Below are 24497 nucleotides of genomic sequence, written 5' to 3'. Positions count from 1 at the left end.
TTGTGGTAAAGGCTTCAAACAGAGGGATTTCAACTTCGGTTGTTGTAGTAGTCGTAATAGCAATAGTAGCTATAGCCATCGCGGGGATCTACCTCTCAAGCAGAAGCGGCGGAGGCGCTACCCAGACAACTACGACGACATCGACCTTTGCAAATACAACAACGACAACTCAACCGCCCAAGCAGTACAAACTTGCAGCTATATTCCCAGGAAGCGTTCAGGATGCTGATTTCAACACTCTTGGCTATCTAGCAATAACAAAAGCAGGAGCAACTTATAACATTCCTACATCATATTCAGACAATGTGGCTGTTCCGGACGCCTCCAGAGTACTAACTGAGTACATAAATCTGGGTTACAACATCCTCTGGGTCCACGGTGCGCAGTTCAACACAGCGGCCCTGCAATTGGCTTCTCAGTATCCAAATGTAATATTCATAATAGAAACCGACGGGCCACTTGCAAATCAGTCAAAGAACGTCTGGACCATCGATAGAAACTTCCCAACAGGATTTTACGTTTTGGGGGCCATTGCTTCGCAAGTGACAAAAACTGGAAAAATCGGATATTTGGGGGGGCAGGATCTTCCGTTTAGCGTTGCAGAGCTGAATGCTGTCCTCCTGGCAGTGAAGACCTACAACTCCAGTATTCAGGTTGTAGCGAATTGGGTCGGAGATTTCAATGATCCTGTCAAAACGAGAAGCATAGCACAGAGCATGATTTCCAGTGGCGTCGACGTGATTCTTTCAAGTGTTAACTTAGGAAACTACGGGCTATTTGAGGCCGTAAAGAACACTTCGGTACTGGTGACTGTTAAGTACACGGATAAGTCTTCGTTTGCGCCAAACAACTACATAACTTCATACATCCAAGACTACAGCGTCGCATTGAACTACATACTGGACAGAATAATTAACCACAGTGAGACTTCGGGCTATTACAAAATGAAATTTGGCTTACCGGGACAGCCAGATACAGCATGCTACATTCAGCTACCACTGAAGAATGTCCCCAGCAACTTGAATAACTTCACTCAAGATATTATTAATAAGATTGCCAGCGGACAAATCGTGGTGCCGTTCAACACAACCAGACCATAATTTTTTTCATAAAAAAGTTTTGTTCAATCCTCGCGAAGAATTTACTTCCTCTTAAGAGAAAGATTCTTTCGAGTGTAGCAAAAAGTTTGATGAGGATGTGCCAGACTCTGACCTATCCCCTCTCTAAAATGGAAAGCTTCCCTTCAGGAGGTTCACCGTTCCCCCGCATCTGTAGGGGTTTTCATCTGTAAATCTGAACCAGCCTCTTTATAGAAAAATCATGTGCTTCCATTGATTTGTTGCTAAGCTTTCTCATATTCAAAGAGTCAAGCGCTGCACTCCTGCAGAAGCTATCGCCAGGAGCTCAACTAGGCTCACAGCATCTAGAGCGCTGTTCAGAGAGAGCTCAACCGTCAAGCCGTCTATTCTCTTCGCCCACGGAAGATATTCTGCGATGTCTGCATATCCTGTGCTGAGGAATGTTATTCTCAGATTAACAGGCTTCTCCAGAGATATGAGCCTCAGCTCTCCATTCCTTGCCCTTTCCACTGATGCCTTCACAGCGCTCTTCAGCTCTTCCAGAACTTCAGGCATAGAAGGACTCGAGGATGAGTACCTGCTGTATGAGTGCTTGAATGGAATGAAAACCGCCCATGGAGTGAATTTCCTCACCTCCTGCTCAAGAGCCGCGTCTCCAGCAACCAATGCAACGGGGATTTTCAGCTCGCTCAATGCAAGAGAATTGATGAGGTACTCGCTGACCTGAACCTCATTTATCTCGATCCTCTGAATAGCACTGCCACTGTAACTGTGGTCGAACGTGGCCCACTTAGTTCCAAAACTGGCATGATAGCCCAAAAACAATGCTATGGAGCCTTCGCTTGCTCCAGTGAGCATTGACCTTAGTCTTGGGTAGCCCCTAACTAGAACAGTCCCTCTTGGGAGCTCAAAGGGATCAATGTTCAGCATTTCCCCATGGCTGTCAGCCACAACCGCTTCTTTGTACCCATTTTCGAATAATGTCCTGACAGTCTCGGAAACTATAGACGTCGCGATCCTCCTGGCTTCATTCCAGAGGGGCCTATCATGAGAGAGATGAGCCCTGCTGACTACGTGGGGCATCCCTTCCAGGTCAACCGAAATGAATGCTTTCACTTTCAATTTCACCTCCATAACATTCATGCTGGAAGTTAAATTGTTTACAATTGAAAGCCTCGCTATTTATGGCGTGTATGGAAGCTTATAAATTTCTGCGAGCACTCAACGGGGAACCAGTGAACCTCCTGAAGGGAACCCCTCGCTCTAGAGGGCGAAGAGGAGGTCAGAAGGAAAAGCGTAATAGTACGAGAAGCGAAAAGCAGCATAGATGAATGGTGATCCCGGTTGATAGATGAGCTTGAAAAGCTTATAGAGGAGGCTGACAGAGCTCTCGAGGGGAAGATCCACAGAACCCCCCTCGACTACAGCGCCACATTCTCTAGAATTGGCAACAGCAAGGTTTACTTGAAGCTCGAAAATCTGCAGAAAACCGGATCTTTCAAGGTAAGGGGAGCTCTATTCAAGATAACGAGGAATCTGGAAAAGGCAAAGGCTAGGGGTGTGGTGGCAGCCTCCAGCGGGAATCATGCACAAGGTGTGGCCTATTCTTCTTCCGTGATGGGGGTCAAGGCTACCATAGTTATGCCGGAGACCACCCCTCCATTCAAAGTAAACGCCACAAAGTCCTATGGAGCTGAAGTCGTTCTCTTTGGAAGCGTGTACGACGATGCTTACAGCAAAGCGCTCGAGATCTCCGAAAAAACTGGGGCAATGATAGTGCATCCTTTCAACGATCTCGAGGTAATGGCGGGGCAGGGAACGATAGGCCTTGAGATATTGAGGCAGCTTCCAGACGTCGAAGAAGTGGTCGTCCCGATAGGAGGTGGAGGGCTGATTTCAGGCATAGCAACGGCGATTAAGGCGAAGAAAAAGAGCGTGAGAGTAGTTGGCGTGGAGCCTGAGGCAGCCCCCAAGTACAAAGCGGCGAGGGAGAGGGGATCCCTCATTCGCATCGATCCTCATCCAAGCCTGGCAGACGGCGTCATAACAAAGTCAGTTGGCGATCTAACCTACGAAGTAATGAACGCTGTCGTCGATGATGTTGTAACGGTGAGTGAAGATTCCATTGCGAGAGCTATATACCTGCTCATGGAGAGGACCAAGCTCGTTGTTGAGGGAGCTGGTGCTCTTCCGGTGGCGGCCCTGCTCGAGGGGAAGGTAGGCGGTGATGAAAGGAAAACAGTCTTTGTCCTGAGCGGAGGGAACATAGATCTGACGACGCTCTACAGAATAATTCTGAGGGGGCTCTCCGCTGATAGGAGGATAGCAGAAATAGCCCTTATACTGAAGGATTCGCCTGGAGAGCTGAAGAAGGTTCTTGAAATCATCACTAAATACAGGGGAAACATTCTGGAAATAAAGCACGACAGGCTGGGAATAAACATCCCACCAGGCTATGCCAAGACTGAGCTCATTCTTGAGCTCCCGAGCAGCGACTTGGAGGATAGGGTTAAGGAAGATCTAAGGGCTTTCGGGTTCCGCATAATATGAAAGCAATAGCGGAATCCTTTTATATCCTCTTAGAACTGCAATAACCTAGTCGCACATTTCAAACGATTTTCAAGCATGAAAGCGGAAGCCTGATGCAAATGTCAAGAAAGTTCGAGCAGTCCTTCAAGCTTCTGCTTGGGAGGTCTGCGAAGAAGATCACCTACGGAGCTCTGGGACTAACGCTCATTTTCTCGATAATAAAAGGGACATTCATTTATTTCGGGGAGCTGGCGTTCACCTCGGCTATGCTGCTCATATCGAGAAACAGGGTGCTCAATTTAAGGAGGATACTAGCTATATCTTCGCTGACTGTTGCCATAGCCGCTATGATGGAGCTCGTGTTATTCAGACCTCCCTTCTCTCTTTTCCTAATGGTACCCTCAATAACTTCGCTCGTTTTGCTCTCTCTATCTCCCGGCAGCTACATGTATATAGTTCCATTTTTGGCCTCGGCTGTCATATACAGCAGGATAAGCGATAGAGCTGTAGCAGGGAGCTTCATCTTGCTTATGGGAATAATCGCAGTGAAGCTGCTTGCTAAAAAGCTTGCGTTTGGGGAGGATCCCTTTCTACTGTTCAGCTCGTTTGTTCAGTCTCTCTTCGGCAACACAAACTCATTCGAAGATGTCATGAGCAAGCATTCGGAGGAAAAGACCTTCAGGCTCCCAATCTTCAAAATAGAAGGGAACCCTCCAGTGCTTATTATGGTATCTGAAATCCATCCTGGTCCCTTCAAAAATGTTAGCGGTGCGAAGCTGATAGAAATGCTCAGAAGCGTGGCGAAGGAGAAGGGCTACGAGCTGGTCTTTCTCCACGGAACCGGCGGACATGAGAATGACCCAGCTTCTATAAATGAAGTGGAGAAAGTTGTCAACACTCTGCAGTCCTCTCTCGAAGAGGGTAAGTGGATCCCGTGTATGGGAGAAGGAATGGAGCCGTTCTCCATCAGCAGCTCCGATGTTAAGATAAGCGGATTCAGCTTTGGAAGCTGCCCTCCATTGATCTTGATCTCCAGAAAGAAGAGCTCTATGGATGATATCCCGGAGGAGGTTGTCAAGGAGCTCGGAGAGGTTCCTGGCATATTGGTCGATGCGCAGAACAGATTCGATGGTGAGATCGATTGGGGACGCGGAACCATTGAGGAGCTGAAGGAATTACTCGCGAAAATCCCAAAAAAGAGGTGTGAACCTGAGATCGGGTTCTCAAGGGTGCCGCAGGAAGAGCTGGATCCCTCGGGGAGAGAGATCGGGCCTCTCGGCATGGGCATCTTGAGCATCCGCTGCGGAGAAAAGCGCGGAGCCTTCGTTGTCATTGATGGGAACAACATGACGGAGGAGGCAAGAAGTGCGCTTGAGAGCGCCGCAAAGGAAATGGGATATGATGTGGTTGAGATAGCCACAACCGACAACCATGAAAACACGGGGGGAGCTAAGGGGAGAGGATACAGAGTCGTAGGAGAGAGCATTTCACCTTCTCTCCTAGCAAACAAGCTTGTCTCAGCGCTGAGGAGCAGCGAGAAGTCCTCCAGCCGCAGAATTGCCTGGTTTTCCAGTCTGGAAGTCAAGATCAAGGTTTTGGGGAAAGAAGGGTTCGGCCTATTTCAGAGGATAGTTGGAAACCTTGGCTCCTTCGGCGTCTTGCTTGGTCTCTATATCATACTCACCATCACAGTATCACTGATATTCTGACCTTCACGATTTTTGGATTTTTCCTCAAAAATATTGAAATATATACGATGAATTAAATTTCAGCATGTATAATGTGCATCTGGTGGTCTTCGTGGAGAGACTGAAAGAGTTCAACGAGATGGTCTCCCAAATAAGCAAGGAGAACCCAGACAAGTTCGCTGCTTTCGCCCATCTCTTAGAGAAGGTTGAATCAAAAGGAGCTCTGGATGTAAAGACGAAGGAGCTGATAGCACTGGGCATTGGTATAGCAAAGCACTGCGAATGGTGCATATCCTACCACATCAATGAGGCCCTCAAGGCTGGAGCTTCAAGGGAGGAGATCCTCGAAGCTGCCTGGGTCGCTGTGCTGATGGACGGTGGACCGGGCCTAGCACATCTGGTACCAGTTCTGAAGGCTCTAAACGAGCTATCCAGAAAGTAGGTTTTGTCTCGATGTCTAGAAGAATCTGGAAAGCTTAAAAAAATGTGTGGTTTTTTGAGAGCTCAGAATTTTTTCACTTCTTCTGAAGCTTTTCGGCCTCAGCCTTGCTGAGTATCCTGTAGATGGTTATGCCGGTCTCGGGGCTCTTGCCCTTTACAGCAACTCTTCCGTTCTTCAGTGTCACTATTTCGGGGTTGAGGAGCTTCACTTTCTTCCTAGCTTTCACATCGAATGCTTCGAACTCCATATATCAGGCACCTCTTCGTTTCAATTTGAGATAAGATTCGGTGCGTGCTTATATAAACATATTCCAGCCTTGTGGTGCGGAATGCTTTATTTAACCCACAGCGCTCCAGAGCTTCCCCGCACGGATGTTTAAAAACCAGCCTGTCATATATCATTAAAATTTTGATTGTTTATTCGTAAAGTGGTAATACCAGTCTGAATTTTGACAGTAAAATGAGCTCGTGTATTACGCAAAAAATAGCCTTGTGGTTTGTTTTGCTATAATGGTATTACCAGTGAATCTACCGGACATCCACAGTTAGCGATCATAAGATCTTAAAGCCGAACCGTTCAAGCGTTTTTGCTACAGAATAAATTGGAAGGCCCACGACGTTGTAGAAATCTCCTTCGATTTTTTCGATTAAAACGGAGCCGAGGCCCTGCGCTGCGTACCCGCCCGCTTTATCCATTCCTTCTAAGCTCGAAGCATAGGACAAAAGCTGCTCTTCGCTGAAGCTACCGAATTTAACCCTTGTGCTGACTATATACTCCTCCTTCCTGCTTCCATCTCTGCTCGAGACATGCACTCCACTTATGACAGTGTGCCACCTTCCGTTGAGCTTCCTCAGCATTTCCACATTCTCATTGAGAGAAGAAGGTTTTCCCAGGATCTCCCCATTTATAAATACAACTGTATCTACTCCGAGAATCACGGAATTCGGAGGCGCTGCAGCCCTGACTGCTTCAGCTTTCCTGGATGCGTTGCGGAGTGCTGTGAACTCGGGATCCCCCTCGATTACTACCTCCTCAACTTCCGGCTCTATCACAATGAAGCTCACTCTGAGCTGCCTTAGCAGCTCCCTCCTCCTACTGCTCCTGCTGGCCAGTACTAGCATCCTTGCTCCTTCCTCCCAACTCATATGCAGAGGACTCAAGAAATATTATCTTGAGGACGGCGATTTAATAAAGGAATTTCTCTAAAGGCGATATTGCTTTAACCTGGATTTCGCAACTTAGTTTTGTCTGTCTGAAAGGGTGGGTGGTATTATGGGACAAAGTTTATTCTTCATAGGGACAGGCGCTGGGGGGAGCTCGGGATCCGGGAGATGGAGGGCTTCCACTCTCGTTGAGCTTTCAGACCAGCTGATTCTGGTAGACTGTGGAGTCGGCTGCCACTACAGGCTGAGCGATAGGGGATATCTCCAAGACCTCGATCTGGTTTTCATAACTCACATGCACATGGACCACTTCCTCGGGCTCCCTGAGCTGATATTTCAAGCACACATGGAAGGGAGGAGGAGATCTCTGAGGATCGTTGGTCCCGATGGAATTGCAGAAGCTATCAGAATTGTAGGGCCCCACCTCTTCACCAACATAAACTTTAAGCTGGAGATCGAAAGGGCAATCCACGGCAGGGTTTTCAGTGTGGGTAGCGCAGTGCTCAAGACGCTGGAAGCCTGCCACGTCGTTCCAAGTTACGGCCTGAGAATAGAGGAAAAAGACTTAAGCATTGGCTTCTCATCTGACACCAAGCAACCTTGTGCGGGCCTCTCGGAACTGAGGGGAGCAAAGGTGCTCGTTCATGAGGCTACATGTGATGATAGAAACGAAGAGCTCTGCAGGACTTACGGCCACAGCACAGCGAGACAAGCCGTTGAGGCTTCGATTTCTCTGGGAAGCGAGCTCCTCCTGCTGAACCACATCGATGAGAGGTTCCATGATGTGAGATCTACTGAAGCGGAGCTTCTCAAGAACATCAACAAACCTGCTGTGAGAATTGTGAATGATTTGGAGAGGTATTTCATTCGATGAGACTTTCGAATACTAGAGCGAAAGTGGTTCCTCCTTTCTCCTCAATTAATTTGAATTTTCCCTCGGCTTTCCCTTTGACTTCTTCAGGCCTCTTCCTTATCCTCCCTTCAATAGCGTCGAGAAGCCATATGTGAGGATATTTTTTATCGATATCTATGATGACTATCCTGCGGGCGACTCTGCCTGCTTCGATCATGCTGGCCTCCCAGTCGGAGTAAAAAATGGAGTTCACGAAAAAGGCGCAGTCGAAGCTTTTTCCACCCCTGACGGGCAACGCTTCCATGCTTCCCATCACATATTCTCTTTCTCCGTCGATCTCGAAGATCTCGGCGAGGTCTATCCCCACATATAGGGATAAGCTCCCCAAAATCTTGGCGAGATTTCCCCTTCCACAACCGAGATCCAGGATTTTCCTGCAGTTGAACCTCCTCTGAATTTGATAGGAGAGCTCATATTCCTCAAAGCTCCTCCTGGCGGGGTAAAATCTGTACAGCACGGACAGATAAGAAATAAGGAGCTTCCTCCTAAGTCTTTCCAATTTGCTTCTGATCTCTTCGCTCAGCATCGCGCCCCGCTGCCTGCAAAATATATGTTAATATAAAAAAAGATTTTTGGTTCCGAAGATCACTCCTTTCTCAAGCTCCTGCTGGCGACTACTACGCCAATCGCAAGGAGAATTGCTGCGGTAAATGCAAGGATCACCAGGTCTTTGAATATGTCAGGGCTGCTGGCGGCGCTCCCCATCAGCAAAGCCTGCCTCAGTATATCTGCCGTGTATGTTAGCGGGTTGAACTTTGCGACGCTCTGCAACCAGTCGGGCATCATGGTCAGCGGAACGAGGACGTTGCTGGCAAACATAAGAGGGAGGTTGAGCAGGTTCATGACAGCCATCTGCGTCTCCCAAGACTTCGCCCTCAGCGTTATCGATATCATCAGGGTTCCGATTCCCACAGCAAACAGCACCAGCCCTAATACTGCCGCCAGGACCTGCCAAAGGCCTGCCACATTCAGCTTCAGTCCAAACGGAATTGCAATGGCCAAAATTATCAGAGACTGAGTCAGCGCCTTTATCGTTCCTCCTAGGACTTTGGATACGATTATGCTCCCTCTAGATATTGGGGCGACAAGCAGTTTGTTTAGGTAGCCGAGCCTTCTGTCCCAAGATAGGCTCATTCCTGTCTGAAGCCCTGCGAACAGCGAGATAACTGCCATCATTCCAACAGCCATGTACGAGAAGTAATCTATCTGCGCTGTCCCAAACAGCCTTGCCACTATGCTGTTGAACAGCCCCTGTATCTGCTGGGTAACGAAGGGTGGAAGGCTGTTCAGCACATCCGGAGGTATGCTGAATATTCCCGTCAGATTGAATGCCTTTCCAAAGAGCCCTATCCACAGTACCGGCTGAATGAGCATCATTATTACTACATATGGCTTGTTGACCCACTTCTTGAGCTCCCTAAGTGTGAGGGCGTTTATTTCTGTGAAGAGACCACCTCTCGAACGATCTTCTGCCACTCCGCTTCACCTCCTCCTTCTCATTATAGCTCTCTCCCTGAAAGCCTCCTCCTTTGAGACCTCTGCCTCTCTTATTCTCTTGCCAGTGTATTCGAGGAAGACCTCGTCGAGAGAGGGCTTTATCAGGTTCACGGATTTCATTAACACTCCCTTTCTGGAGAGCTCCAAGACTATGCTCGGAAGCACTTTTTCTCCCTCATAAGCCTTTATTCTGATGGTGCTTCTCCTCAGCTTGACATCCCTTATGAGCCCGTTGTTGGGGATCAAGCTCTCAACGCTCCCTTCAGGAAGGCTCTCCACTTCTATTTCAATGATGTCTCCTCCGAGAGAGTCTTTGAGCTCCTTCGGAGTCCCAATAGCCTTTATCTCCCCGTAGTCTATTATGGCAACCCTGTCTGAGAGCTTATCAGCTTCCTCCATGTAGTGAGTTGTCATGATTATAGTCATGTCCTCCTCCTTCCTTATCCTGTTTATGTATTCCCAAACAGCAGTCCTCACCTGGACATCCAGGCCGAGAGTCGGCTCATCGAGGAATAGGATCTTCGGCCTGTGAAGCAGAGCAGCTGCGAGCTCCAGCCTCCTCCTCATACCTCCCGAGTAGTTCTCCGCTTTTTTGTCGGCAAATTCCGTGAGGTCCATGAATTCGAGTAGCTCCTCTGCTCTCTTTCTCGCCAGATCCTTCGGCATGTGGTAGAGGGCTGCCTGTACCATCAGATTGTCCCATCCGCTGAGGTCATCATCTACTACAATATCCTGAGGGACCAGGCCGATTATCTCCCTGACGCGCTTCGCCTCTCTTACGACGTCGAAGCTCCCAACAATGGCCTTTCCCCTCGTGGGCTTTATCAGCGTTGTGAGGATGCTTATGGTCGTGGTCTTTCCCGCCCCATTGGGGCCGAGGAGGCTGAAAATTTCACCGTGGTGAACGGTGAAGGAGATCCCCCTCACTGCCTGTATATTTCCAGGATATATTTTCCACAGATTTTCAACGATTATTTCATCCATCTGAATCACCTTCAAAAATTGAACTGATCCTTTCTCTGGCCTCATTCAAAATGCGTATAACTTCTTCCTCTTTTTCTCCCCTGATTTCAGGCAAGTATACATAGATTGTCCTCAGCAGCCTTCCAACGGCCTTCTTGAGCTCCACGTGCTCTCCGCACTTGAGCTCCCTGACCCTCTCGATGTGCTGGTCAATCTCCTCTTTCTTTTCGTCGAGGAGCTTCTTCCCGCTTTCGGTGAGCTGGTAGTATCTGCTCCCCCCTATTTTCTCTGAAGCGATCAAGCCCTCCTTTTCGAGCGCTCTCAGAGTTGGATAGACGAGGCCTGGGCTAGGGGAATATTCCCCCGAGAAGAGCTCTTCGATAGATTTTATAACCTCATAGCCGTTTATCTTTCTGTCACCTATGACCTTGAGGACGAAAAGCCTGAAGGCCTTCCTGGCAACAGCTTTTCTTTCACCCATTCGCACGCTGTCCTTGCCCAGAGATTTCATTCTATCCGCCTGTTTTTTATTATTTCTTGATATATCGAGAAATATCTTATAAGCTAATAAACTTTTAACCAATACACACAAGTTCTTCATCACCGTTCTAAACTAATCGGAATATCGTGCCTCCCTTTGCATCTCCTCATTTTAGAGAAGAATCCTTTCTTTTATGTAGGGATGGAGAAGAGAGAGGTGCGCGAATTGGTGGGCCCGCTGGGACTCGAACCCAGGGCCTCCGCCGTGTCAGGGCGGCGTCCTAACCAGGCTAGACGACGGGCCCTCTTGCGCAACTATTTTTCGAAAAGCACTATTTAATAAATTTTCATTGAGCCTTCATGCTTTCGATCAAGCAGTTTTTTGAGGCAGGTACTCATTTTCTGGGGAACTTGCTTCTGGAGAGGTTGTAGCATCCGTTCCCTCTCTCGAGATACCCTTTCTCTATGAGAGATTCTATGTGCTTCTTAGGGTCTTTCAGCCCCATTATGCTCTCCAGCTCTCTCACTGCGAGTATTTCTCCAACAGATACATTGTTGATGAAGTAGGTCAGGACTCTGTACTCTTCGTCGCTCAGCTCAGGAAACTTGCTTCTTGTTTGCTGAGATTTCTTATCTTCGTGAAGCAATCCCCTTCTCATCCCTTTCGCTGCTTTGAGCTCAGGAGAAGGCCTATAGCGTATCTAATGGCGTCACTTCTGCTCTCAAAATGCCCGTTGCTGACAAGCTCATCTATTTCCTGCGCCATCTCCGAGGGGATCTTGCAGGTAATGAGCGCCATTCCTGACCTTCTCATCCAATCATTCACCAGTAGAGTAATAATTGCAGGTGTAGGTTTTTAAAACGGAGCTCGTTGCTAAAAAACCTCAATGAAGTGGGAAGATCAAACAGCAAAGTTAGCAGATAACCCATCGTCCTCTTTATAGCGCAAGATCCGCTCAGAAATACTGCTTTCAGTGCTCAATCCTATGTGGAGAAACTGCCCATCCAAGTTTGTGATAGAACATGTTATCTATAACTATGATTTTTACCTGTTGAATATTTGACCGTTTCGTTGGCAGTTTCCTGGAGTAAAGGGAGTCTAATGAGAACAACAGACCTTTTATACAAGCAGAGCAGAAAACTTCGTAGAGATGATGTGCTATGGATCCGATGCATAAAGAGCTCCAATTGACATGCCGCGTACTCAGGGAACTAGGATACAGACCAGTGATAGTGGGTACATATGCCTTGATTTTGCAAGGCTGGCTCCCCAAATCATATATAATAGAGACAAAGGATATCGACATATTTGTTGATGACCCGGCAATAGTGTTCGATGATAGATTCGAGAAAAAAGTAATTGGACTAGGATTCAATCTTGGGAGAAGCGAAGTTGGGGGAATTTATATAGATACGGAAAAGCCCATAGAAGTACTCTATCCTATCCACGATATTTTCATTCCAAAAAATCTTCTTAGATATATCATAACAATAAGTGAAATGGAAGTACTTGAAGGCCACGCGGTTTTGGTGGCAAAGTCTCTCGCTGGAGATATCAAGCATTTAGCTCACACAATAAAACAAATGAATGTCAAAGTGGATATGAAGATGCTTCGAAGATTATTAGAAGACACTCAAAATGAATTGGATCCCAACATTCGTCATATTGTGGCTAGAAGGATTGATGAGTTCATCAGAGAATTCCAGTTTCAGAAAGCAACCAAGAGGTGATATTGTGAGGTTCAATCTCGGAAGTCTGCTCTCTGCCCTCGAAGGCTGGATCCTATGCATAGAAGAGTGCAGCGATGAATGCTCTCTCTGCATAGACCCACCTGACGAAATTAAGACTTTAAAAGATAGCGAGAAACTCTACGTAGCTCTCTACCTTGCTGGCAGAAAAACCATGGACTACAGAGTTGCTGCAGCCATGCATATTTATTTCCTCAGGAACAGAGTGTTGGTGAATCCCGAGCTTTTGATGAAGGCCCTAAGCAAAGCGAAGATAATATCCAGAATTCCTCCGACTATGGAAGATGATTCTCCATATCTTTGGGAAGCGGTGAAATGGAGAGGTGTCGCTTATGCGCAGACGATCCTAGACCTGGAGAAACTCTTAGTTATAAAAGTCAAGCCTCCAAGGAGTAAGAGGGAGAGGGAAAAGCTTAGGATATTGCTGGAGGGTAAGAGAATCAGCACTAGGAGAAAAACTTATACTGTTGAGGGGATGATCAAGAAGCTAAGTGGCGATAGAATAGCTCCATGGATCTACGTAGTGCCGAAAAAGGCTTTGCCGAAGCTTCTAGAACTTATAAAAGAAGAAAGCCTTGAGCGGATTTATCTTTACAGCTGAAAACTTCACACTTCTGACCTCCTCCCCATTCTAAAATGGAAAGGTTCTCTTCAAGGGTTCGCAGGCTCCCCGTATCTGTTCTGGCTTACATTTGCCATCTGCGGGGCAGTCGGAGTGGTCAGAAATCCCCCACTGGACCGGTATCCTTTCCACGGGGTTCGGGCTAACCCTCATCCTCACCGAGAGGGTTAAGAGACCTTCATAGCTCAACATTCTTACTCGACCCTGTACTTTGAATGCTTGTAGAAATTTATAAGCTTCATCCTCGTCATAAATGGCGAGGCTCTCGATTGTAATTGATCGAGGAAACCTTTGCTCTCCAATGGGAGGTCAGCATGCACAGCTGGGAAAAGAGAAAGGCCGAATATATGGAGAGAATTGAAAGAGATAGGGAGATCGGTTATCTCGACCCAGGCATCGATGAAATTCTGAGAATTATAAATTCGAGGGAGAAGAGCTACACAACCTCTTCATGCACCGGCAGAATTTCAGCTGTAGATGCTGTATATCCGTGGAAGAGAGAGGAAGAGACCCCTTTATTCAAGAAGCACGATTTCGTTACAGCAAAGGAGATCAGGGAACTGCTGAAAATAGTGCCGAGGGACATCCTTTGGCTGATTGCGAGCGGTCCAATACTCCACATATGTTGCAGGGACCTAGAAGAAGCTGGATATTATTTGCAGGTAGCAAGGCAGTCGGGGTTCAAGCACTCCGGGATAATGAGCTTCTCGGAGGACTGCTTCATGGTTGAGCTGATCAGCGGAACCCAGCTGTTCGTTCCATTGAGGAGCGCAACCAGCATATTTATCAGTGAAGACTCTATAGATGAGCTTTTGAGCTTACTTAATGGTGCCCTCTCTGAAGGGAGGGGAAGGTTAGAGAGGTTTAAGGTAAATTTGGGGGGAAGAGGTTGAAGGATAGAAAGCTTTCCGAGATCGGAGAGCTGAGAGCTATAAAAGGCCTTCTGAAGATCTTGGAACCCGTCGCTCTCAGAGATCCCTGTTTTCCTTTGGACGACGATGTTCAGGCCGTCGATGATTGCAAAATAGCGGTGAAAATAGACGGCTACAGTGAGGGATCGAGCAGATACCCGTGGGAAGACCTGGAAGACTGGGGGTGGAGGGCTGTGACTGGCCCGATAAGCGACCTGTCGGCGAAGGGATACTCCGTCGTTGGGATAGTCTACAGCCTTGGAGCTCCAAGAGATGAGAGCTTCAGAAAAATCGCCAGAGTGGTTGAGGGGATAAGAGAAGCGCTGGAGCAGTACGGAGTTCCATTCCTAGGAGGAGATCTGAATTCCAGCGATGGTGGCATGTGGATAGACGTCGCTGCAGTTGGGGTGCTCTCTGCCCCCCACCCTGTTCCCCGCAGAGGAGCGAAGCCAGGGGACTCTGTGTACACGACGATGAAGAACGGCTATGGTAAGCCGGGTCTCCTGTACAAAGTTTACCTTGAACGCTCTTGGAACTCGATTTCCAAGAGGATGCTCAGGTTCAGGCCAGCGGCTGTGACCGAGTTTCCAAAGATAATCTCGTCACTGCATATAACTTCAACAATAGATTCGAGCGACGGGCTCGCCAAGAGCCTCAAGCTGATGGCTGAGGGGGGAAACATTTCCATAGTCTTGAAAAGAGTTCCCATAACAGGCTGGATGAAAAGGACTCTTTCCAGGTATGGAGTAGATATCGAAAGCTCTGTGTTGTTCGGAGGGGAAGAGTACGAGGTGATATTCACAACGGACGAGGAAAAGAGCAGAGTGCGCGAAGTTTGCTCGAGCATTGGAATAAGATGCCTGGAAATAGGCGAGGTCGTCGAGGGGAACGGAAAGCTCATTTATAGGGGGAGGGAGGTGGCTGGTGGAGGATGGGATCAGTTCAAGGGAAAGGAGCAGTGAAGAAACTCTCCGTCATCCTGCTGGATCTGTTCAAACCTGTTCAAACAGCTTTCCTCGCTGCTTCTGGGGTGATAAGCTACATCGTTTCTTCGAAAGGGTTAATAAATTGGAGGATCCTGTTCCTCCTTACCATTTCCCTGTGCTTCACAATAGCAGGAACAACCGGGCTGAACATGTACCTCGACAGGGATATCGACTCACTAATGGAGCGGACGAAGAGGAGGGCTCTTCCATCTGGGAAGATCGATAGCAGCGAGGCAGTTGCTGCATCGATAGCTTTCCTGTCCTTCGGGCTGATCGCATCGATGCTCATAAACTGGGGGGTCTTTCTGGCAGCTGTGCTAGGATCCTTCATTGACTTGGTTATCTACACGTGGATGCTCAAGAGGAGGACTCCCCTGAATGTTGTATTCGGCAGTATAGCAGGCGGCATGCCTGCTCTCGGGGGCTGGCTGGCTCATCCAAACTCCTCTGTTCTGGGAGGCCTCCTTCTATCATCCGTTGTTGCCCTTTGGTCCTTGAACCACATATGGTTCATATCCTCCTACTATTCACTTGATTATGTCAGGGCGAAAGTACCTATGCTGCCTCTCTTGGTCGAGAGGAGGAGCATGGGATTTGCATCGAACGTAGTTTCTTCATTAATACTTCTGCTGCTCGCATCAATGTGGTATTTCGGAGAGCTCGAGGGCTGGGCTCTCGCAGTCCTGGGAGCTTTTCTGGTCTACTTATCCTTTCTACAGCTGAGATACTCGAGGGCTGGCAGCCGAGATCTCGTTAAGAAGCTGTTCCGCGGCTACACAGCTTTTCTGGGCACTACTATGATCGTGTTGCTAATAGGAGCAATAGCTTAGCAAAACTGCAACAGCATCTGTGCTGCGTAGAGGCTCCTGAAGGGTGCCGAATTCTGCTCAGACGGGGCGCTTCCCGAAAACGTTCTGCTTCAAAAAAAAAAAAGAAACAGAAGGAGTTTCAGAAAAATTATTTTCTGTAGTACTTAGCTGCATCCATTATCGCATCTATTATCTGCTTATAGCCGGTGCACCTGCATAGAATCCCGCTGAGGAACTCCTTGACTTCTTCCCTTGTGGGGTTTGGATTCTTCTGCAGGAAGTAGTGAGAAGCGACAACGAAGGCGGGGGTGCAGAAGCCACACTGAAATGCTCCATGCTCAATGAAGGCTTTCTGAACTGGTGCGAGCTCGCCATCTTTGCTTATTCCGGCTGCTGTAACTACTTCTCCCCCGTCAGCTTCAACTCCCAGCACCATGCACGACTTGACGGGCCTTCCGTTGAAGAGCACAGTGCAGAGGCCGCACTCTCCCTTCCAGCATGCAGCCTTGACGCTCATCTCCCCCAGCTTATCCCTCAGCACTTCAAGGAGAGTTTCGTTGTCTTCAACTTCCACTGTTCTGACTCTTCCGTTCAATTTGAACGTGATTGTTCTCGCCACATTGCCTCACCTCATAAGGGTTTTGAACGCTTTCACGGTTAGAACCTTGATCAAATGCTTCCTGAATTCCGCGCTGGCATAGGGATCATCTATGACATCCAGGCCGTTTGCCAGCTTCTCTGCCTCCTCCTCGAGCACATCCTCAATACTTCTCGCTTTTTTCAGGCTCTCCTCGAATTCCCTGGCCCTGTACGGAAGCTGAGTAGCAGCTGTGATGACCAACCTAACATCCCTCCTTCCCGGATCGCTCGGATTTGCCAGGAGGGCCGAGATGTTGACAATTCCGTATTCCGTTCTGGACTGCAGCTTGATGTAAGTGGATTTGCTCCCTTCAGGCGGCTCTTTGAAGACGACCTCTGTAACAATCTCGGTTGGGTTGAGCTGAGTCATTGCTGGACCGAGCACGAGGCCATCGACGGGAAGCTGCCTCTCTCCTTCGGCGCTCACTGCACGCACTTCAGCATCGAAGAGAACAGCTGGGCCTGGAATGTCGACGTAGGGCAGGCCTTCCAGTATGTTACCGACAATAGTTCCCCTGTTTCTGAGGATGGCGTCAGCCATGTGGCCGGTCGCCTCATACAGCGCTCTGAACCTCTCCTTGAGCTCGGGGTTGCTATCGAAGAATTCGAGGAGCTCCGTTCCCGTGACAGTTGCTCCTACAACGAGCCCTTTTCCCGGGACATATTGGAGCTTCTTGAGCTCGGGGATGCCTTTTATATCCACGACGATCTGAGCTTCCAGCAGCCTTTCCTTCATGAACCCAAGGAGCCCAATGCCTCCGTTCATTATCTTCGCTACCTCAGCATTTTCCTTCAAAATGCTTAGTGCCTCTTCTAAGCTCTTGGGCTTTATGTACCTGAACTCAGGCAGAGTTGTGTACGGTGCAGACATGCAGCTTCACCCCCTCCACTCCTTCAGAGCTTTCATTGCCTTCTCTATCAGGTCGGGCCTCTGCTGCTTTATGGCCCTCCATATCATCTCGTTGGTCAGCGGGAGCTCTGTCAGCTCAACTCCAGTGGCCCTCTGTATGGCGTTTGCGATTGCTGGGATTACTGCGATCATGACGTTCTCTGAGAAACCCCTCGCTCCATAGGGGCCGTTGGCCTGAGGCGTTTCGAGGAACTTGACCCTTATGTCGTCGGGAACATCCCTCGCCCTTGCGATGTAGTAGAAGCTGAAGTTCGGGTTCGCCACTCCTCCCCTGTCATCGAAGATGATCTCCTCGAACATTGCCCTGCTCATTCCCATGACGAGGCCGCCTATTGCCTGCCCTGTTGCTGTGAGCGGGTTTATCACCCTCCCCAGGTCATATACCTGAGTTGCTTTGAGGACCTTCACCTCTCCTGTGAGGAGATCGAGCTCGATTTCAACAGCTGTTGAGCCGAATGTGTAGAAGACAGTGACGTGCCCGGGCTCGGGATGGCCTGTCTCAGCATTTATTGGAAGAGCCTGTCCTGTGTCCGGATCCAAATAGCTGAGAACCGCTGGATAGTGCTTCCCCTTGCCTATTATGGGACCTCCGTAGACCTGCCCGTTCGCAAATGTATATCCCATGACGATCTCAGATAGGGGAATCGACGTCCAGGGCTCTCCCTTGACATAAACCTTGCCATCGGCTATGTCGAGCTCCTCCGGCTTCACCTTGAGGACTTTGCTAGCAACATCTAGTATCTGCCTCTTGGCGTCTTCCGCTGCTTCCAGCAACGCGGACCCCACAGTGAAGAGGCTCCTGCTCCCGACGGTCTGCCATGTGTAGGGGTTCCACTCCGTGCTGTTCATCCATGAAAGATGAACCTTATCCAGCGGGAGGTCGAAGTATTCTGCCACTAGCATCCTGAATGCATTGACTGTTCCTTGTCCGTAGTTTCCTGTGGCCACAAGGACATCCACGCTCGCGTCTTCATTGAACTTTATCACTGCTGCGTCAACAGCGTTAGGAGGCTGGCTTGGGCCCTTGAGGCTCACCGCAATTCCCTTTGCCCTAACTTTCCACGGCTCCTTTGGCTGCTCCGGCTCCTTGTCCCACTCGATGAGCTCTGCGGAGGTTCTCATAACTCCTGGGAGATCTCCCTGATCTGCCCTCATGGGGGTACCATATCCCGTCGTCGAAGTTGGATCCCCCATCCTGAGGAAGTTCTTGCTCCTTATCTCCAGGGGGTCGAGCCCGAGCTCTTTGGCTCCTATGTCCATCATCCTCTCCAGCACCCAGTGGTTCTCCGGATAGCCGAAGCCCCTGATAGCTGTGGTGGGAACCTTGTTCGTGTAGGCAGTGATGCTCTCGCAGTAGGCATTGGGCATGTCATAAACTCCTGTGCACGCATATCCAGCCGTTCTGGCCACGTTTACTGCGTAATCTGCGAACGCTCCTCCATCGAAGAGGAATCTGACAGAGTAGGCTACTATCCTCCCGTCCCTCTTGAATCCCATCTTGGCCTTTGCCCTGTATCCGGCGACTATGGGCATGCTCTTCATCTGCTCTGCCCTGCTCATTGAGAGCTTCACTGGCTTGTATCCTGCTTTCTTGGAGAGCATTGCAACGAGGGGCTCATTCAGAATCCCAGCCTTCCCTCCGAACCCTCCGCCCACATATGGTATCCTTATCTTTATCTTCCCAACGGGAATTCCCAGGCTCATCGCTGTCAAGTATCTTGGAGCGTATGGAGACTGGCTGCTCGTCCATATCTCAATGTCTCCCGTTATCTTGTAGTGGGCGATTGTGTTCCATGTTTCCATGTAGGAGTGGCTCGTGAAGGGGATCCTGAACTCTCTCTCGATGACAACATCCGCTGAATCGAGGGCGTCCTCTCCCTGACCCTTCTTGAGCTTGAAGAGGTTCGCTATATTTGTTCCAGGTATAGGCTTGAATGCCGGGGAGACTCTGTACTTTCCAAGGTCGGGGTGGAGGAGGGGAGCGTCAGGCTTTATAGCCTCCTCGGGATCGAAGACCGGGGGGAGGGGGTCGTACTCCACCTCCACCAGGTCTATTGCCTTCTCGGCGGCTCTCCTGCTCTCTGCAACAACTGCTGCTACAGGGTGGCCCACCCACAGGGCCTTTTCTATCGCCAAAATGTCTCTGTCTCCCACATAAATGCCGAGTCTGTAGGGAAAGTCCTTTCCAGTTGCCACAGTAACAACACCTGGAACCTGGAGCGCCTTGCTGAAGTCAATGCTCTTTATCTTGGCATGAGGCTCCGAAGAGGTCACGAGCTTGGCATGGAGCAGACCTGGAAACTCCATGTCGAAGACGTACTGCGCTGAGCCAGTGACCTTTTCATACAAGTCCGGCGGCGGCACCGGCTTGCCTATTATTTTGAACTGAGTTGTGCTCAAAATTTTCACCCTGAATAATTTTAATTTTATTTCAGATACTATTTAAATTATTTTCCTTCAAAAATCCGGAACTAACTTTATAACTTTCATCTGGCAAATCCTTGAGATAGCGTTTGAGTGGAGAAGCTCAGACGTGCCAACCATCAGGGTTAAATTCTACGGCAGGCTAGCTGACCTGTTGGGCGAGAGGGAAGTCCTGCTAGAAGGAGTTGATAAACTCTCAGACGTATATGAGAAGCTCAGAGAGAAGCTGGGAGATAAGGCGAAGGTGCTGTTTCAAAGTGATGGTGAGCCGAGGGCGGGGTTGAAATGTATTGATTATTAGAGGAAAAGTTTATAAGTATTGATATTCAGATATGTTCAAATAGATTAATATGAGCAATGCAAACGAGCATCTGCTGAGGCCTAAAGAAGTTTGTAGAATCCTCGGCGTTAGCTATCCTACTCTTCGTAGATGGATTAAGGAAGGTAGGATTAGAGCTATTCAAACAGTTGGTGGTAAGTACCGTATTCCTGAAAGTGAAGTGAAGAGATTGTTGAGTGGAGAGACGGGTAAGGAAGTTAGGGCCGTTATATATGCTCGTGTGAGCTCTAGTGATCAGAAAAACGACTTAGAGAGACAAATACAGTACCTTATGCAATACTGCTCAGCTAAAGGATACAGAGTAGTTGATGTTCTAAGCGATATTGGTAGTGGCCTTAAAACTGACCGTAGAGGTTTGCTGAAGCTGTTCGACTATGTAGCCAACAGACAAGTGGATGTTGTGGTCGTCACATATAAGGATAGACTCACAAGATTCGGCTTCGAATACCTAGAGTACTTCTTCAGGCAACACGGTGTTAGCATAGAACCAGTCTTCGGAGAAGAACCCAAGGATGCCTACCAAGAACTTACAGAAGACTTGATAGCAATAGTGACAAGCTTTGCAGGGAAGCTCTACGGTATGAGGAGCCATAGGAAAAAGAAACTTGTCGAGAGTTTCAAGGAGCTCCTAGAAGAGGTTGAAAAGAGTGAATAGGATAGCGAGGACTGTTGTTGTCAAGAGTATTAGACTTCCGAGGAAAGTGTTCAGAGTTTTTGTTGAGCTTGAAGGTATGTACAGAAACATAGTTGAACAAATAGCAATCTATGCTGCTAGGAATGATATAAGCAGCTTCATCAGGCTCAAAGCATTGAAGTATTATGAAATGAAAAAGCTCTACCCTCATTTGCCATCTCACTACGCTTACACAGCATGCCAGGATGCTGCTGCTAGGGCTAAGAGCTTCCTTAAACTGAAGGAGGAGGGCCGTGCAAGAAGAGAACTACCAGAGGTTAGGAGGATAACGATATGGTTAGACGACCACCTGTGTAAGCCAAATGGCTATACATCTATAGAAATTGCTACTCATAAGGGATGGATACCCGTAGAAGTTGAGCCTCACAAGCAATTCTGGAAGTATGTAAATAGAGGTTGAAAACTTGCCAGTGAAGCCAAGATAAAGCTGGATAGAGAGAACAGACAGCTAATAATCTACCTGCCTTTCTTCAAAGACATCGAGGAGTATGAGCAAAAAGGCTTCGTCCCTGTAGATGTCAATGAGAATAACGTGGCAATATTGGTTGACAATGCTCCTTACCTGCTTGAGACAAACACCAAGGATGTTGTATTAGGATACTATTACCGAAGGAAGAGGGTTCAGAAAAAGTATGATAAGCTATATGGAGCTAATTCGAGGACTAGGAGGAAGGTTCTGAGGAAGCTCAACGAGAAGCACAGGAAGAATGATGCCAGGTGGAAGATAGCGAACATAATTGTTAGAAATGCCTATAGGAAGCGGTATGCTATAGTGCTAGAAGAGCTGGGGGAGAACCCTGCTGAAGGAATGATTAAGAAAATCAAAGACGAGCAGCTCAGGCACAGGATACTTCAATCATCCTTCAGAGGAGTTCAGGAAGCCATAGCGGAGAAGGCGAAGGAATACGGCGTTCCAGTGCTCTATGTAGATCCAAGAAACACATCGAGAACCTGTCCAGTACATAAATCAAGAATCATTTACAGAAACGGCTCTAGAATCGGGAGGTGCTCAAAAGGCGGAGAGCTGTGGCACAGAGATGTCGCAGCTGTATGGAATCTCCTCCGTAGAGCCCACCTAGGCGATGGGAGCAGTGCTCCAAGCCTAGGTGGCCCAACTCTAGATGGGAGCCCAGTGCCGTTGGGCTCGACGGCCGCCCATGAACCCATAGGGATAGCTAAATCTCTGTGGGCGAGGTGGAACTCCCTAGATGTGAACATGAAAACATATAAAGTAATTGGAATGAACATCTAGGGAGAAACGGTTATAGTCGTGATCAACGGAGAAGCTGCATCATTCAGAGGAGGTAGGGAAGCGAAGCTGTCCCAAGACGACAGCATAACCTTCGACTCGATCGATGTGTTCCAAGTCGAGGGGGGCGGATAGCTTCAGGAGCAATCTCTAGGAAAGTCTCAGGCCAACTCCACCCTCACGATCTCTCCTGCCTCGTATCCCTCAACGTTCCTTGGGATCCTGAGAAAGCCGCCGGAGCTGAGAAGGGAGCTGAGTATCCCGGATCCCCTCAGCAGTATTGGTTCTGCACAGAGTCGCTCTCCACATACGCTAAGCCTGACCCTAATGAAACTCTCGAGCCCCGCCTCTCCGAACACTCTGCTGCTCAGCTCAGCAAACACATACCTCAGCCTCTGCTCTCTGATTCCCAGTGCTTTCTCTATGAAGGGGATGAATATGAACCTCAGTCCAACGAATGCTGCCACCGGATAGCCAGACAGCAGGAAGACCGGCTTCCCGCGAAGCTCTCCAACGCTCGTGGGCCTGCCCGGCCTCATTGCCATGCCCCTTATGAGAATCTCCCCTCCGGCTTTCTGAAGAGCCTTAACGCAGAGATCCCTGCTCCCGGGTCCAGTGCCACCTGTGGTTATGATCGCGTCTTCCCTTCCGGCGGCTTCTGAGATGGCTGAAGAGATCGCTTCGACATCGTCTTTCACTATTCCGTACCTTCTGACTTCGAAGTAACCAAGTTCCCTGAGGTAGCCTGCGAGCAGCTTCGAAGTTGAATCGAATACAAACCCCTCTCCTCCAGGTTCGCTCACTTCCGAACCCGTGGCAATTATACCAACCCTCAGCTTCCTGAATGCTTTTGCCCCAGCTATGTTCAGAGCAGAGAGAGAAGCTATGTGCCAGGGCCTCAGCGGAGTTCCCCTCTTTATCACGACCGCACCAGCTTCAAAGTCTTCTCCCCTCCTCGAAACATTCTCATATTTGGAAACTCCTTTCATCACATATAGAGTTCCACGCTCTACTTCAGCATCTTCCAGCATGACTACAGCATCAGCTCCTTGGGGGAGCGGATCTCCTGTCGATATGGGAGCAGCCTCGTCGCAGGAGATCTCTTCGCTCTTCTCTCTCTTCAGACGAAGAGGAATGGGGTTATTGGGAGAGGCTGAGGAGAGGCCAGAGCTGCAGACCGCATATCCATCGACAGCGCTCCTGTCCTGAGGGGGAACATCTATAGGAGCAACCACGTCTTCAGCTGAAATTCTCCCAAGAAGCGAATCGAGATCGAGGATCTCGATATCGGGCGATATTCTGAACCTTTCTACTAGGAGCTCAACTGCTTGATCTACTGGAGTGTATCTCATCATTGGCCGCGACCACCGGAATATAAGAGCGGTTTCTTCATTTATAAAAAACGCTACGGAACGGTTATCGGTGCGATTTGGAGAAGAAAGTTTACCGGATTACGCAACTCGAACATCTGTCTGACTTTTTCCCCGCCCTAAAAGAGGCGAGGCTTTCAGTTGTAATGACTAGGCAGCCAGGCTGAGATGAGCGGTTAATATTTCTAACTCGAAAACCTTTTTATTAGAAATTGTAAGAATCTTAATGAAACTCGAATCTGACCCTGCTCAGAGGTGTGCGCGATGTTCGAAGAAGAGGAGGAGTGGTGGGAAGAAGAGGAAGGCGAGGAAGAAGAGGAGGAGTGGTGGGAAGAGGAAGAGGAGGAAGAGTGGGAAGAAGAGGAGTGGTAGAGGCCGGCAGCATCAGAGCTGAGGAGAGAACAAAAATTTTTAATGTATCGTGAAGCTTCTCCGCATACGAAGTTTGTTCTCCCGAGAGGAGTGGTTTTAAGCATTGTGCACAGAGAATTTGCTTCAAAGAGGTGCGATGAAAAGCTTATGTATTTACAGTTGCAGATAAATCAGAGGTGGGATCTTTGTTTCAAATTCCAATTGTTCTTCAGACCATGACAGTTGGCAACGTCTCCTCAATAGATCTGCTGACCTCTAATCCGAAATTGCTCATATCTATTGGGATACAGGTGATACTGGGTATCCTCTTAGGATACATCTTAGCTAAGGCATTCAAGTACATCATAGCATTCATACTTGTTCTAGTGGCTGGAGTGATTCTGAACGTGTGGAGCCTATCTGGATCCGGAGACTTCCTGCAGAAGCTGACAGGGAACAGCAGCGAATATCTTCAGTATTTCATGGAGCTGGCTAAATTCCTGAGCGTTCTGTTGGTGGGCCCCGTCCTGGCAGGCTTCGTTATAGGGCTGATATTGGGGTGGCTTCACAAATAATTGGTGAGCGGGGTATTAAACAAGCACAGTGATCGAAGTAGGCTCGCCGCCCGAGGCCTTTCGAACATTCATCGCCCTGTGCCAGAGACCTGCATTTCTTATTAACTTCTCTAT

28 protein-coding genes and 1 tRNA gene are annotated in these 24497 nt (G+C 48.6%); 15 read left to right on the top strand and 14 right to left on the bottom strand.

From position 1 onward, the window contains the following. The first annotated feature begins 2 nt into the window (after nt 1-2). Complete coding sequence (locus ACLGLO_RS03300) at nt 3-1100, top strand: BMP family protein (RefSeq protein ID WP_492128970.1); 1098 nt, start codon at nt 3-5, stop codon at nt 1098-1100. Nucleotides 1101-1358: 258 nt separating this feature from the next. Here ACLGLO_RS03300 and ACLGLO_RS03295 read toward each other — a convergent pair whose 3' ends face one another. Continuing rightward, on the bottom strand, nt 1359-2195 hold the full coding sequence (locus tag ACLGLO_RS03295; protein ID WP_492128969.1) for a M55 family metallopeptidase: 837 nt from the start codon (nt 2193-2195) through the stop codon (nt 1359-1361). 228 nt (nt 2196-2423) lie between these two features. Here ACLGLO_RS03295 and ilvA point away from each other — a divergent pair, with 228 nt between their 5' ends. From ilvA to ACLGLO_RS03280, 3 genes are all read left to right on the top strand, one after another. Further along, on the top strand, nt 2424-3629 hold the full coding sequence (gene ilvA, locus ACLGLO_RS03290) for a threonine ammonia-lyase (RefSeq protein ID WP_492128968.1): 1206 nt from the start codon (nt 2424-2426) through the stop codon (nt 3627-3629). Between the two features lie 98 nt (nt 3630-3727). Then, nucleotides 3728-5317 carry a DUF2070 family protein gene (locus tag ACLGLO_RS03285; RefSeq protein ID WP_492128967.1) on the top strand — a complete coding sequence of 530 codons (1590 nt, stop codon included), beginning with the start codon at nt 3728-3730 and terminating at the stop codon, nt 5315-5317. A 64-nt stretch (nt 5318-5381) separates the two neighbouring features. Further along, nucleotides 5382-5738 (top strand): carboxymuconolactone decarboxylase family protein, encoded by a 357-nt coding sequence (locus ACLGLO_RS03280; protein ID WP_492128966.1) that lies wholly within the window; start codon nt 5382-5384, stop codon nt 5736-5738. A gap of 73 nt (nt 5739-5811) precedes the next feature. Here ACLGLO_RS03280 and ACLGLO_RS03275 read toward each other — a convergent pair whose 3' ends face one another. Further along, nucleotides 5812-5985 carry a KH domain-containing protein gene (locus ACLGLO_RS03275; RefSeq protein ID WP_492128965.1) on the bottom strand — a complete coding sequence of 58 codons (174 nt, stop codon included), beginning with the start codon at nt 5983-5985 and terminating at the stop codon, nt 5812-5814. A gap of 304 nt (nt 5986-6289) precedes the next feature. Then, a complete protein-coding gene (locus ACLGLO_RS03270) occupies nt 6290-6898 on the bottom strand; it encodes a Maf family protein (protein WP_492128964.1) in 609 nt (202 codons plus the stop codon). 112 nt (nt 6899-7010) lie between these two features. On the opposite strand from ACLGLO_RS03270, the gene ACLGLO_RS03265 reads away from it, so the two are divergent. Beyond that, the gene (locus tag ACLGLO_RS03265; protein ID WP_492128963.1) at nt 7011-7775 is read left to right on the top strand and encodes an MBL fold metallo-hydrolase; all 765 of its coding nucleotides are present in this window, start codon (nt 7011-7013) and stop codon (nt 7773-7775) included. On the opposite strand, the gene ACLGLO_RS03260 is transcribed toward ACLGLO_RS03265, so the two are convergent. The 7 genes from ACLGLO_RS03260 to ACLGLO_RS03230 all read right to left on the bottom strand — a co-directional run bounded on the left by ACLGLO_RS03260 (nt 7765) and on the right by ACLGLO_RS03230 (nt 11568). Then, complete coding sequence (locus tag ACLGLO_RS03260; protein WP_492128962.1) at nt 7765-8313, bottom strand: class I SAM-dependent methyltransferase; 549 nt, start codon at nt 8311-8313, stop codon at nt 7765-7767. The genes ACLGLO_RS03265 and ACLGLO_RS03260 overlap by 11 nt on opposite strands. Nucleotides 8314-8399: 86 nt before the next feature. Next, nucleotides 8400-9290, bottom strand: a complete 891-nt coding sequence (locus tag ACLGLO_RS03255) for an ABC transporter permease (RefSeq protein WP_492128961.1) — start codon at nt 9288-9290, stop codon at nt 8400-8402. A 6-nt stretch (nt 9291-9296) separates the two neighbouring features. Then, nucleotides 9297-10295, bottom strand: a complete 999-nt coding sequence (locus tag ACLGLO_RS03250; RefSeq protein WP_492128960.1) for an ATP-binding cassette domain-containing protein — start codon at nt 10293-10295, stop codon at nt 9297-9299. Further along, entirely contained in the window at nt 10288-10785 is a 498-nt protein-coding gene (locus tag ACLGLO_RS03245) for a PadR family transcriptional regulator (protein WP_492128959.1), read from the bottom strand. The genes ACLGLO_RS03250 and ACLGLO_RS03245 overlap by 8 nt, the downstream gene beginning before the upstream one ends. Nucleotides 10786-10981: 196 nt before the next feature. After that, nucleotides 10982-11059, bottom strand: a tRNA-Val gene (locus ACLGLO_RS03240). Between the two features lie 90 nt (nt 11060-11149). Then, nucleotides 11150-11413 (bottom strand): PolB1-binding protein PBP2 family protein, encoded by a 264-nt coding sequence (locus ACLGLO_RS03235; protein ID WP_492128958.1) that lies wholly within the window; start codon nt 11411-11413, stop codon nt 11150-11152. Next, nucleotides 11410-11568: a ribbon-helix-helix domain-containing protein gene (locus tag ACLGLO_RS03230; protein WP_492128957.1), complete on the bottom strand. Its 159-nt coding sequence runs from the start codon at nt 11566-11568 to the stop codon at nt 11410-11412. Before ACLGLO_RS03230 ends, ACLGLO_RS03235 begins: the two co-directional genes overlap by 4 nt. A gap of 347 nt (nt 11569-11915) precedes the next feature. Here ACLGLO_RS03230 and ACLGLO_RS03225 point away from each other — a divergent pair, with 347 nt between their 5' ends. The 5 genes from ACLGLO_RS03225 (at nt 11916) to ACLGLO_RS03205 (ending at nt 15852) form a co-directional block, all read left to right on the top strand. After that, nucleotides 11916-12485 (top strand): nucleotidyltransferase, encoded by a 570-nt coding sequence (locus tag ACLGLO_RS03225; RefSeq protein WP_492128956.1) that lies wholly within the window; start codon nt 11916-11918, stop codon nt 12483-12485. Nucleotides 12486-12489: 4 nt separating this feature from the next. After that, complete coding sequence (locus tag ACLGLO_RS03220; RefSeq protein ID WP_492128955.1) at nt 12490-13104, top strand: hypothetical protein; 615 nt, start codon at nt 12490-12492, stop codon at nt 13102-13104. Between the two features lie 296 nt (nt 13105-13400). Further along, complete coding sequence (locus ACLGLO_RS03215; RefSeq protein WP_492128954.1) at nt 13401-14018, top strand: tRNA(Phe) 7-((3-amino-3-carboxypropyl)-4-demethylwyosine(37)-N(4))-methyltransferase; 618 nt, start codon at nt 13401-13403, stop codon at nt 14016-14018. Continuing rightward, nucleotides 14015-14998 (top strand): thiamine-phosphate kinase, encoded by a 984-nt coding sequence (locus ACLGLO_RS03210; RefSeq protein ID WP_492128953.1) that lies wholly within the window; start codon nt 14015-14017, stop codon nt 14996-14998. The genes ACLGLO_RS03215 and ACLGLO_RS03210 overlap by 4 nt, the downstream gene beginning before the upstream one ends. Continuing rightward, the gene (locus ACLGLO_RS03205; RefSeq protein ID WP_492128952.1) at nt 14968-15852 is read left to right on the top strand and encodes a protoheme IX farnesyltransferase; all 885 of its coding nucleotides are present in this window, start codon (nt 14968-14970) and stop codon (nt 15850-15852) included. Before ACLGLO_RS03210 ends, ACLGLO_RS03205 begins: the two co-directional genes overlap by 31 nt. A 127-nt stretch (nt 15853-15979) precedes the next feature. Here the strand turns inward: ACLGLO_RS03205 and ACLGLO_RS03200 are convergent, their stop codons facing one another. From ACLGLO_RS03200 to ACLGLO_RS03190, 3 genes are read right to left on the bottom strand one after another with little or no spacing between them, the layout of a single operon-like run. Beyond that, a complete protein-coding gene (locus ACLGLO_RS03200; RefSeq protein WP_492128951.1) occupies nt 15980-16450 on the bottom strand; it encodes a (2Fe-2S)-binding protein in 471 nt (156 codons plus the stop codon). 6 nt (nt 16451-16456) lie between these two features. Beyond that, complete coding sequence (locus tag ACLGLO_RS03195; RefSeq protein ID WP_492128950.1) at nt 16457-17341, bottom strand: FAD binding domain-containing protein; 885 nt, start codon at nt 17339-17341, stop codon at nt 16457-16459. 6 nt (nt 17342-17347) lie between these two features. Continuing rightward, complete coding sequence (locus tag ACLGLO_RS03190) at nt 17348-19780, bottom strand: xanthine dehydrogenase family protein molybdopterin-binding subunit (RefSeq protein WP_492128949.1); 2433 nt, start codon at nt 19778-19780, stop codon at nt 17348-17350. A gap of 133 nt (nt 19781-19913) precedes the next feature. Here ACLGLO_RS03190 and ACLGLO_RS03185 point away from each other — a divergent pair, with 133 nt between their 5' ends. From ACLGLO_RS03185 to ACLGLO_RS03170, 4 genes are all read left to right on the top strand, one after another. Further along, nucleotides 19914-20105 (top strand): hypothetical protein, encoded by a 192-nt coding sequence (locus ACLGLO_RS03185; RefSeq protein ID WP_492128948.1) that lies wholly within the window; start codon nt 19914-19916, stop codon nt 20103-20105. Nucleotides 20106-20154: 49 nt separating this feature from the next. After that, on the top strand, nt 20155-20799 hold the full coding sequence (locus ACLGLO_RS03180) for an IS607 family transposase (protein ID WP_492128947.1): 645 nt from the start codon (nt 20155-20157) through the stop codon (nt 20797-20799). Next, the gene (locus tag ACLGLO_RS03175) at nt 20792-21238 is read left to right on the top strand and encodes a hypothetical protein (protein WP_492128946.1); all 447 of its coding nucleotides are present in this window, start codon (nt 20792-20794) and stop codon (nt 21236-21238) included. The genes ACLGLO_RS03180 and ACLGLO_RS03175 overlap by 8 nt, the downstream gene beginning before the upstream one ends. Nucleotides 21239-21370: 132 nt before the next feature. Next, nucleotides 21371-22090 carry an IS200/IS605 family accessory protein TnpB-related protein gene (locus ACLGLO_RS03170; RefSeq protein ID WP_492128945.1) on the top strand — a complete coding sequence of 240 codons (720 nt, stop codon included), beginning with the start codon at nt 21371-21373 and terminating at the stop codon, nt 22088-22090. A 158-nt stretch (nt 22091-22248) separates the two neighbouring features. Here ACLGLO_RS03170 and ACLGLO_RS03165 read toward each other — a convergent pair whose 3' ends face one another. Further along, nucleotides 22249-23442, bottom strand: a complete 1194-nt coding sequence (locus ACLGLO_RS03165; RefSeq protein ID WP_492128944.1) for a molybdopterin molybdotransferase MoeA — start codon at nt 23440-23442, stop codon at nt 22249-22251. A gap of 572 nt (nt 23443-24014) precedes the next feature. On the opposite strand from ACLGLO_RS03165, the gene ACLGLO_RS03160 reads away from it, so the two are divergent. After that, the gene (locus ACLGLO_RS03160) at nt 24015-24383 is read left to right on the top strand and encodes a hypothetical protein (RefSeq protein WP_492128943.1); all 369 of its coding nucleotides are present in this window, start codon (nt 24015-24017) and stop codon (nt 24381-24383) included. Nucleotides 24384-24497 lie beyond the last annotated feature (114 nt).

The sequence above is a fragment of the Fervidicoccus sp. SLHALR4 genome (genome assembly GCF_058692745.1).
This window is presented reverse-complemented; position numbering and strand designations above follow the sequence as displayed.

What these genes read in the sequence shown, in the direction of transcription:
- ACLGLO_RS03285 (WP_492128967.1), top strand. Translation starts at nt 3,728, where the DNA reads ATGTCAAGAAAGTTCGAGCAGTCCTTCAAGCTTCTGCTTGGGAGGTCT.
- ACLGLO_RS03280 (WP_492128966.1), top strand. Translation starts at nt 5,382, where the DNA reads ATGTATAATGTGCATCTGGTGGTCTTCGTGGAGAGACTGAAAGAGTTC.
- ACLGLO_RS03275 (WP_492128965.1), bottom strand. Translation starts at nt 5,985, where the DNA reads ATGGAGTTCGAAGCATTCGATGTGAAAGCTAGGAAGAAAGTGAAGCTC.
- ACLGLO_RS03265 (WP_492128963.1), top strand. Translation starts at nt 7,011, where the DNA reads ATGGGACAAAGTTTATTCTTCATAGGGACAGGCGCTGGGGGGAGCTCG.
- ACLGLO_RS03250 (WP_492128960.1), bottom strand. Translation starts at nt 10,295, where the DNA reads ATGGATGAAATAATCGTTGAAAATCTGTGGAAAATATATCCTGGAAAT.
- ACLGLO_RS03245 (WP_492128959.1), bottom strand. Translation starts at nt 10,785, where the DNA reads ATGAAATCTCTGGGCAAGGACAGCGTGCGAATGGGTGAAAGAAAAGCT.
- ACLGLO_RS03235 (WP_492128958.1), bottom strand. Translation starts at nt 11,413, where the DNA reads ATGAGAAGGGGATTGCTTCACGAAGATAAGAAATCTCAGCAAACAAGA.
- ACLGLO_RS03230 (WP_492128957.1), bottom strand. Translation starts at nt 11,568, where the DNA reads ATGAGAAGGTCAGGAATGGCGCTCATTACCTGCAAGATCCCCTCGGAG.
- ACLGLO_RS03225 (WP_492128956.1), top strand. Translation starts at nt 11,916, where the DNA reads ATGGATCCGATGCATAAAGAGCTCCAATTGACATGCCGCGTACTCAGG.
- ACLGLO_RS03205 (WP_492128952.1), top strand. Translation starts at nt 14,968, where the DNA reads ATGGGATCAGTTCAAGGGAAAGGAGCAGTGAAGAAACTCTCCGTCATC.
- ACLGLO_RS03195 (WP_492128950.1), bottom strand. Translation starts at nt 17,341, where the DNA reads ATGTCTGCACCGTACACAACTCTGCCTGAGTTCAGGTACATAAAGCCC.
- ACLGLO_RS03180 (WP_492128947.1), top strand. Translation starts at nt 20,155, where the DNA reads ATGAGCAATGCAAACGAGCATCTGCTGAGGCCTAAAGAAGTTTGTAGA.
- ACLGLO_RS03165 (WP_492128944.1), bottom strand. Translation starts at nt 23,442, where the DNA reads ATGATGAGATACACTCCAGTAGATCAAGCAGTTGAGCTCCTAGTAGAA.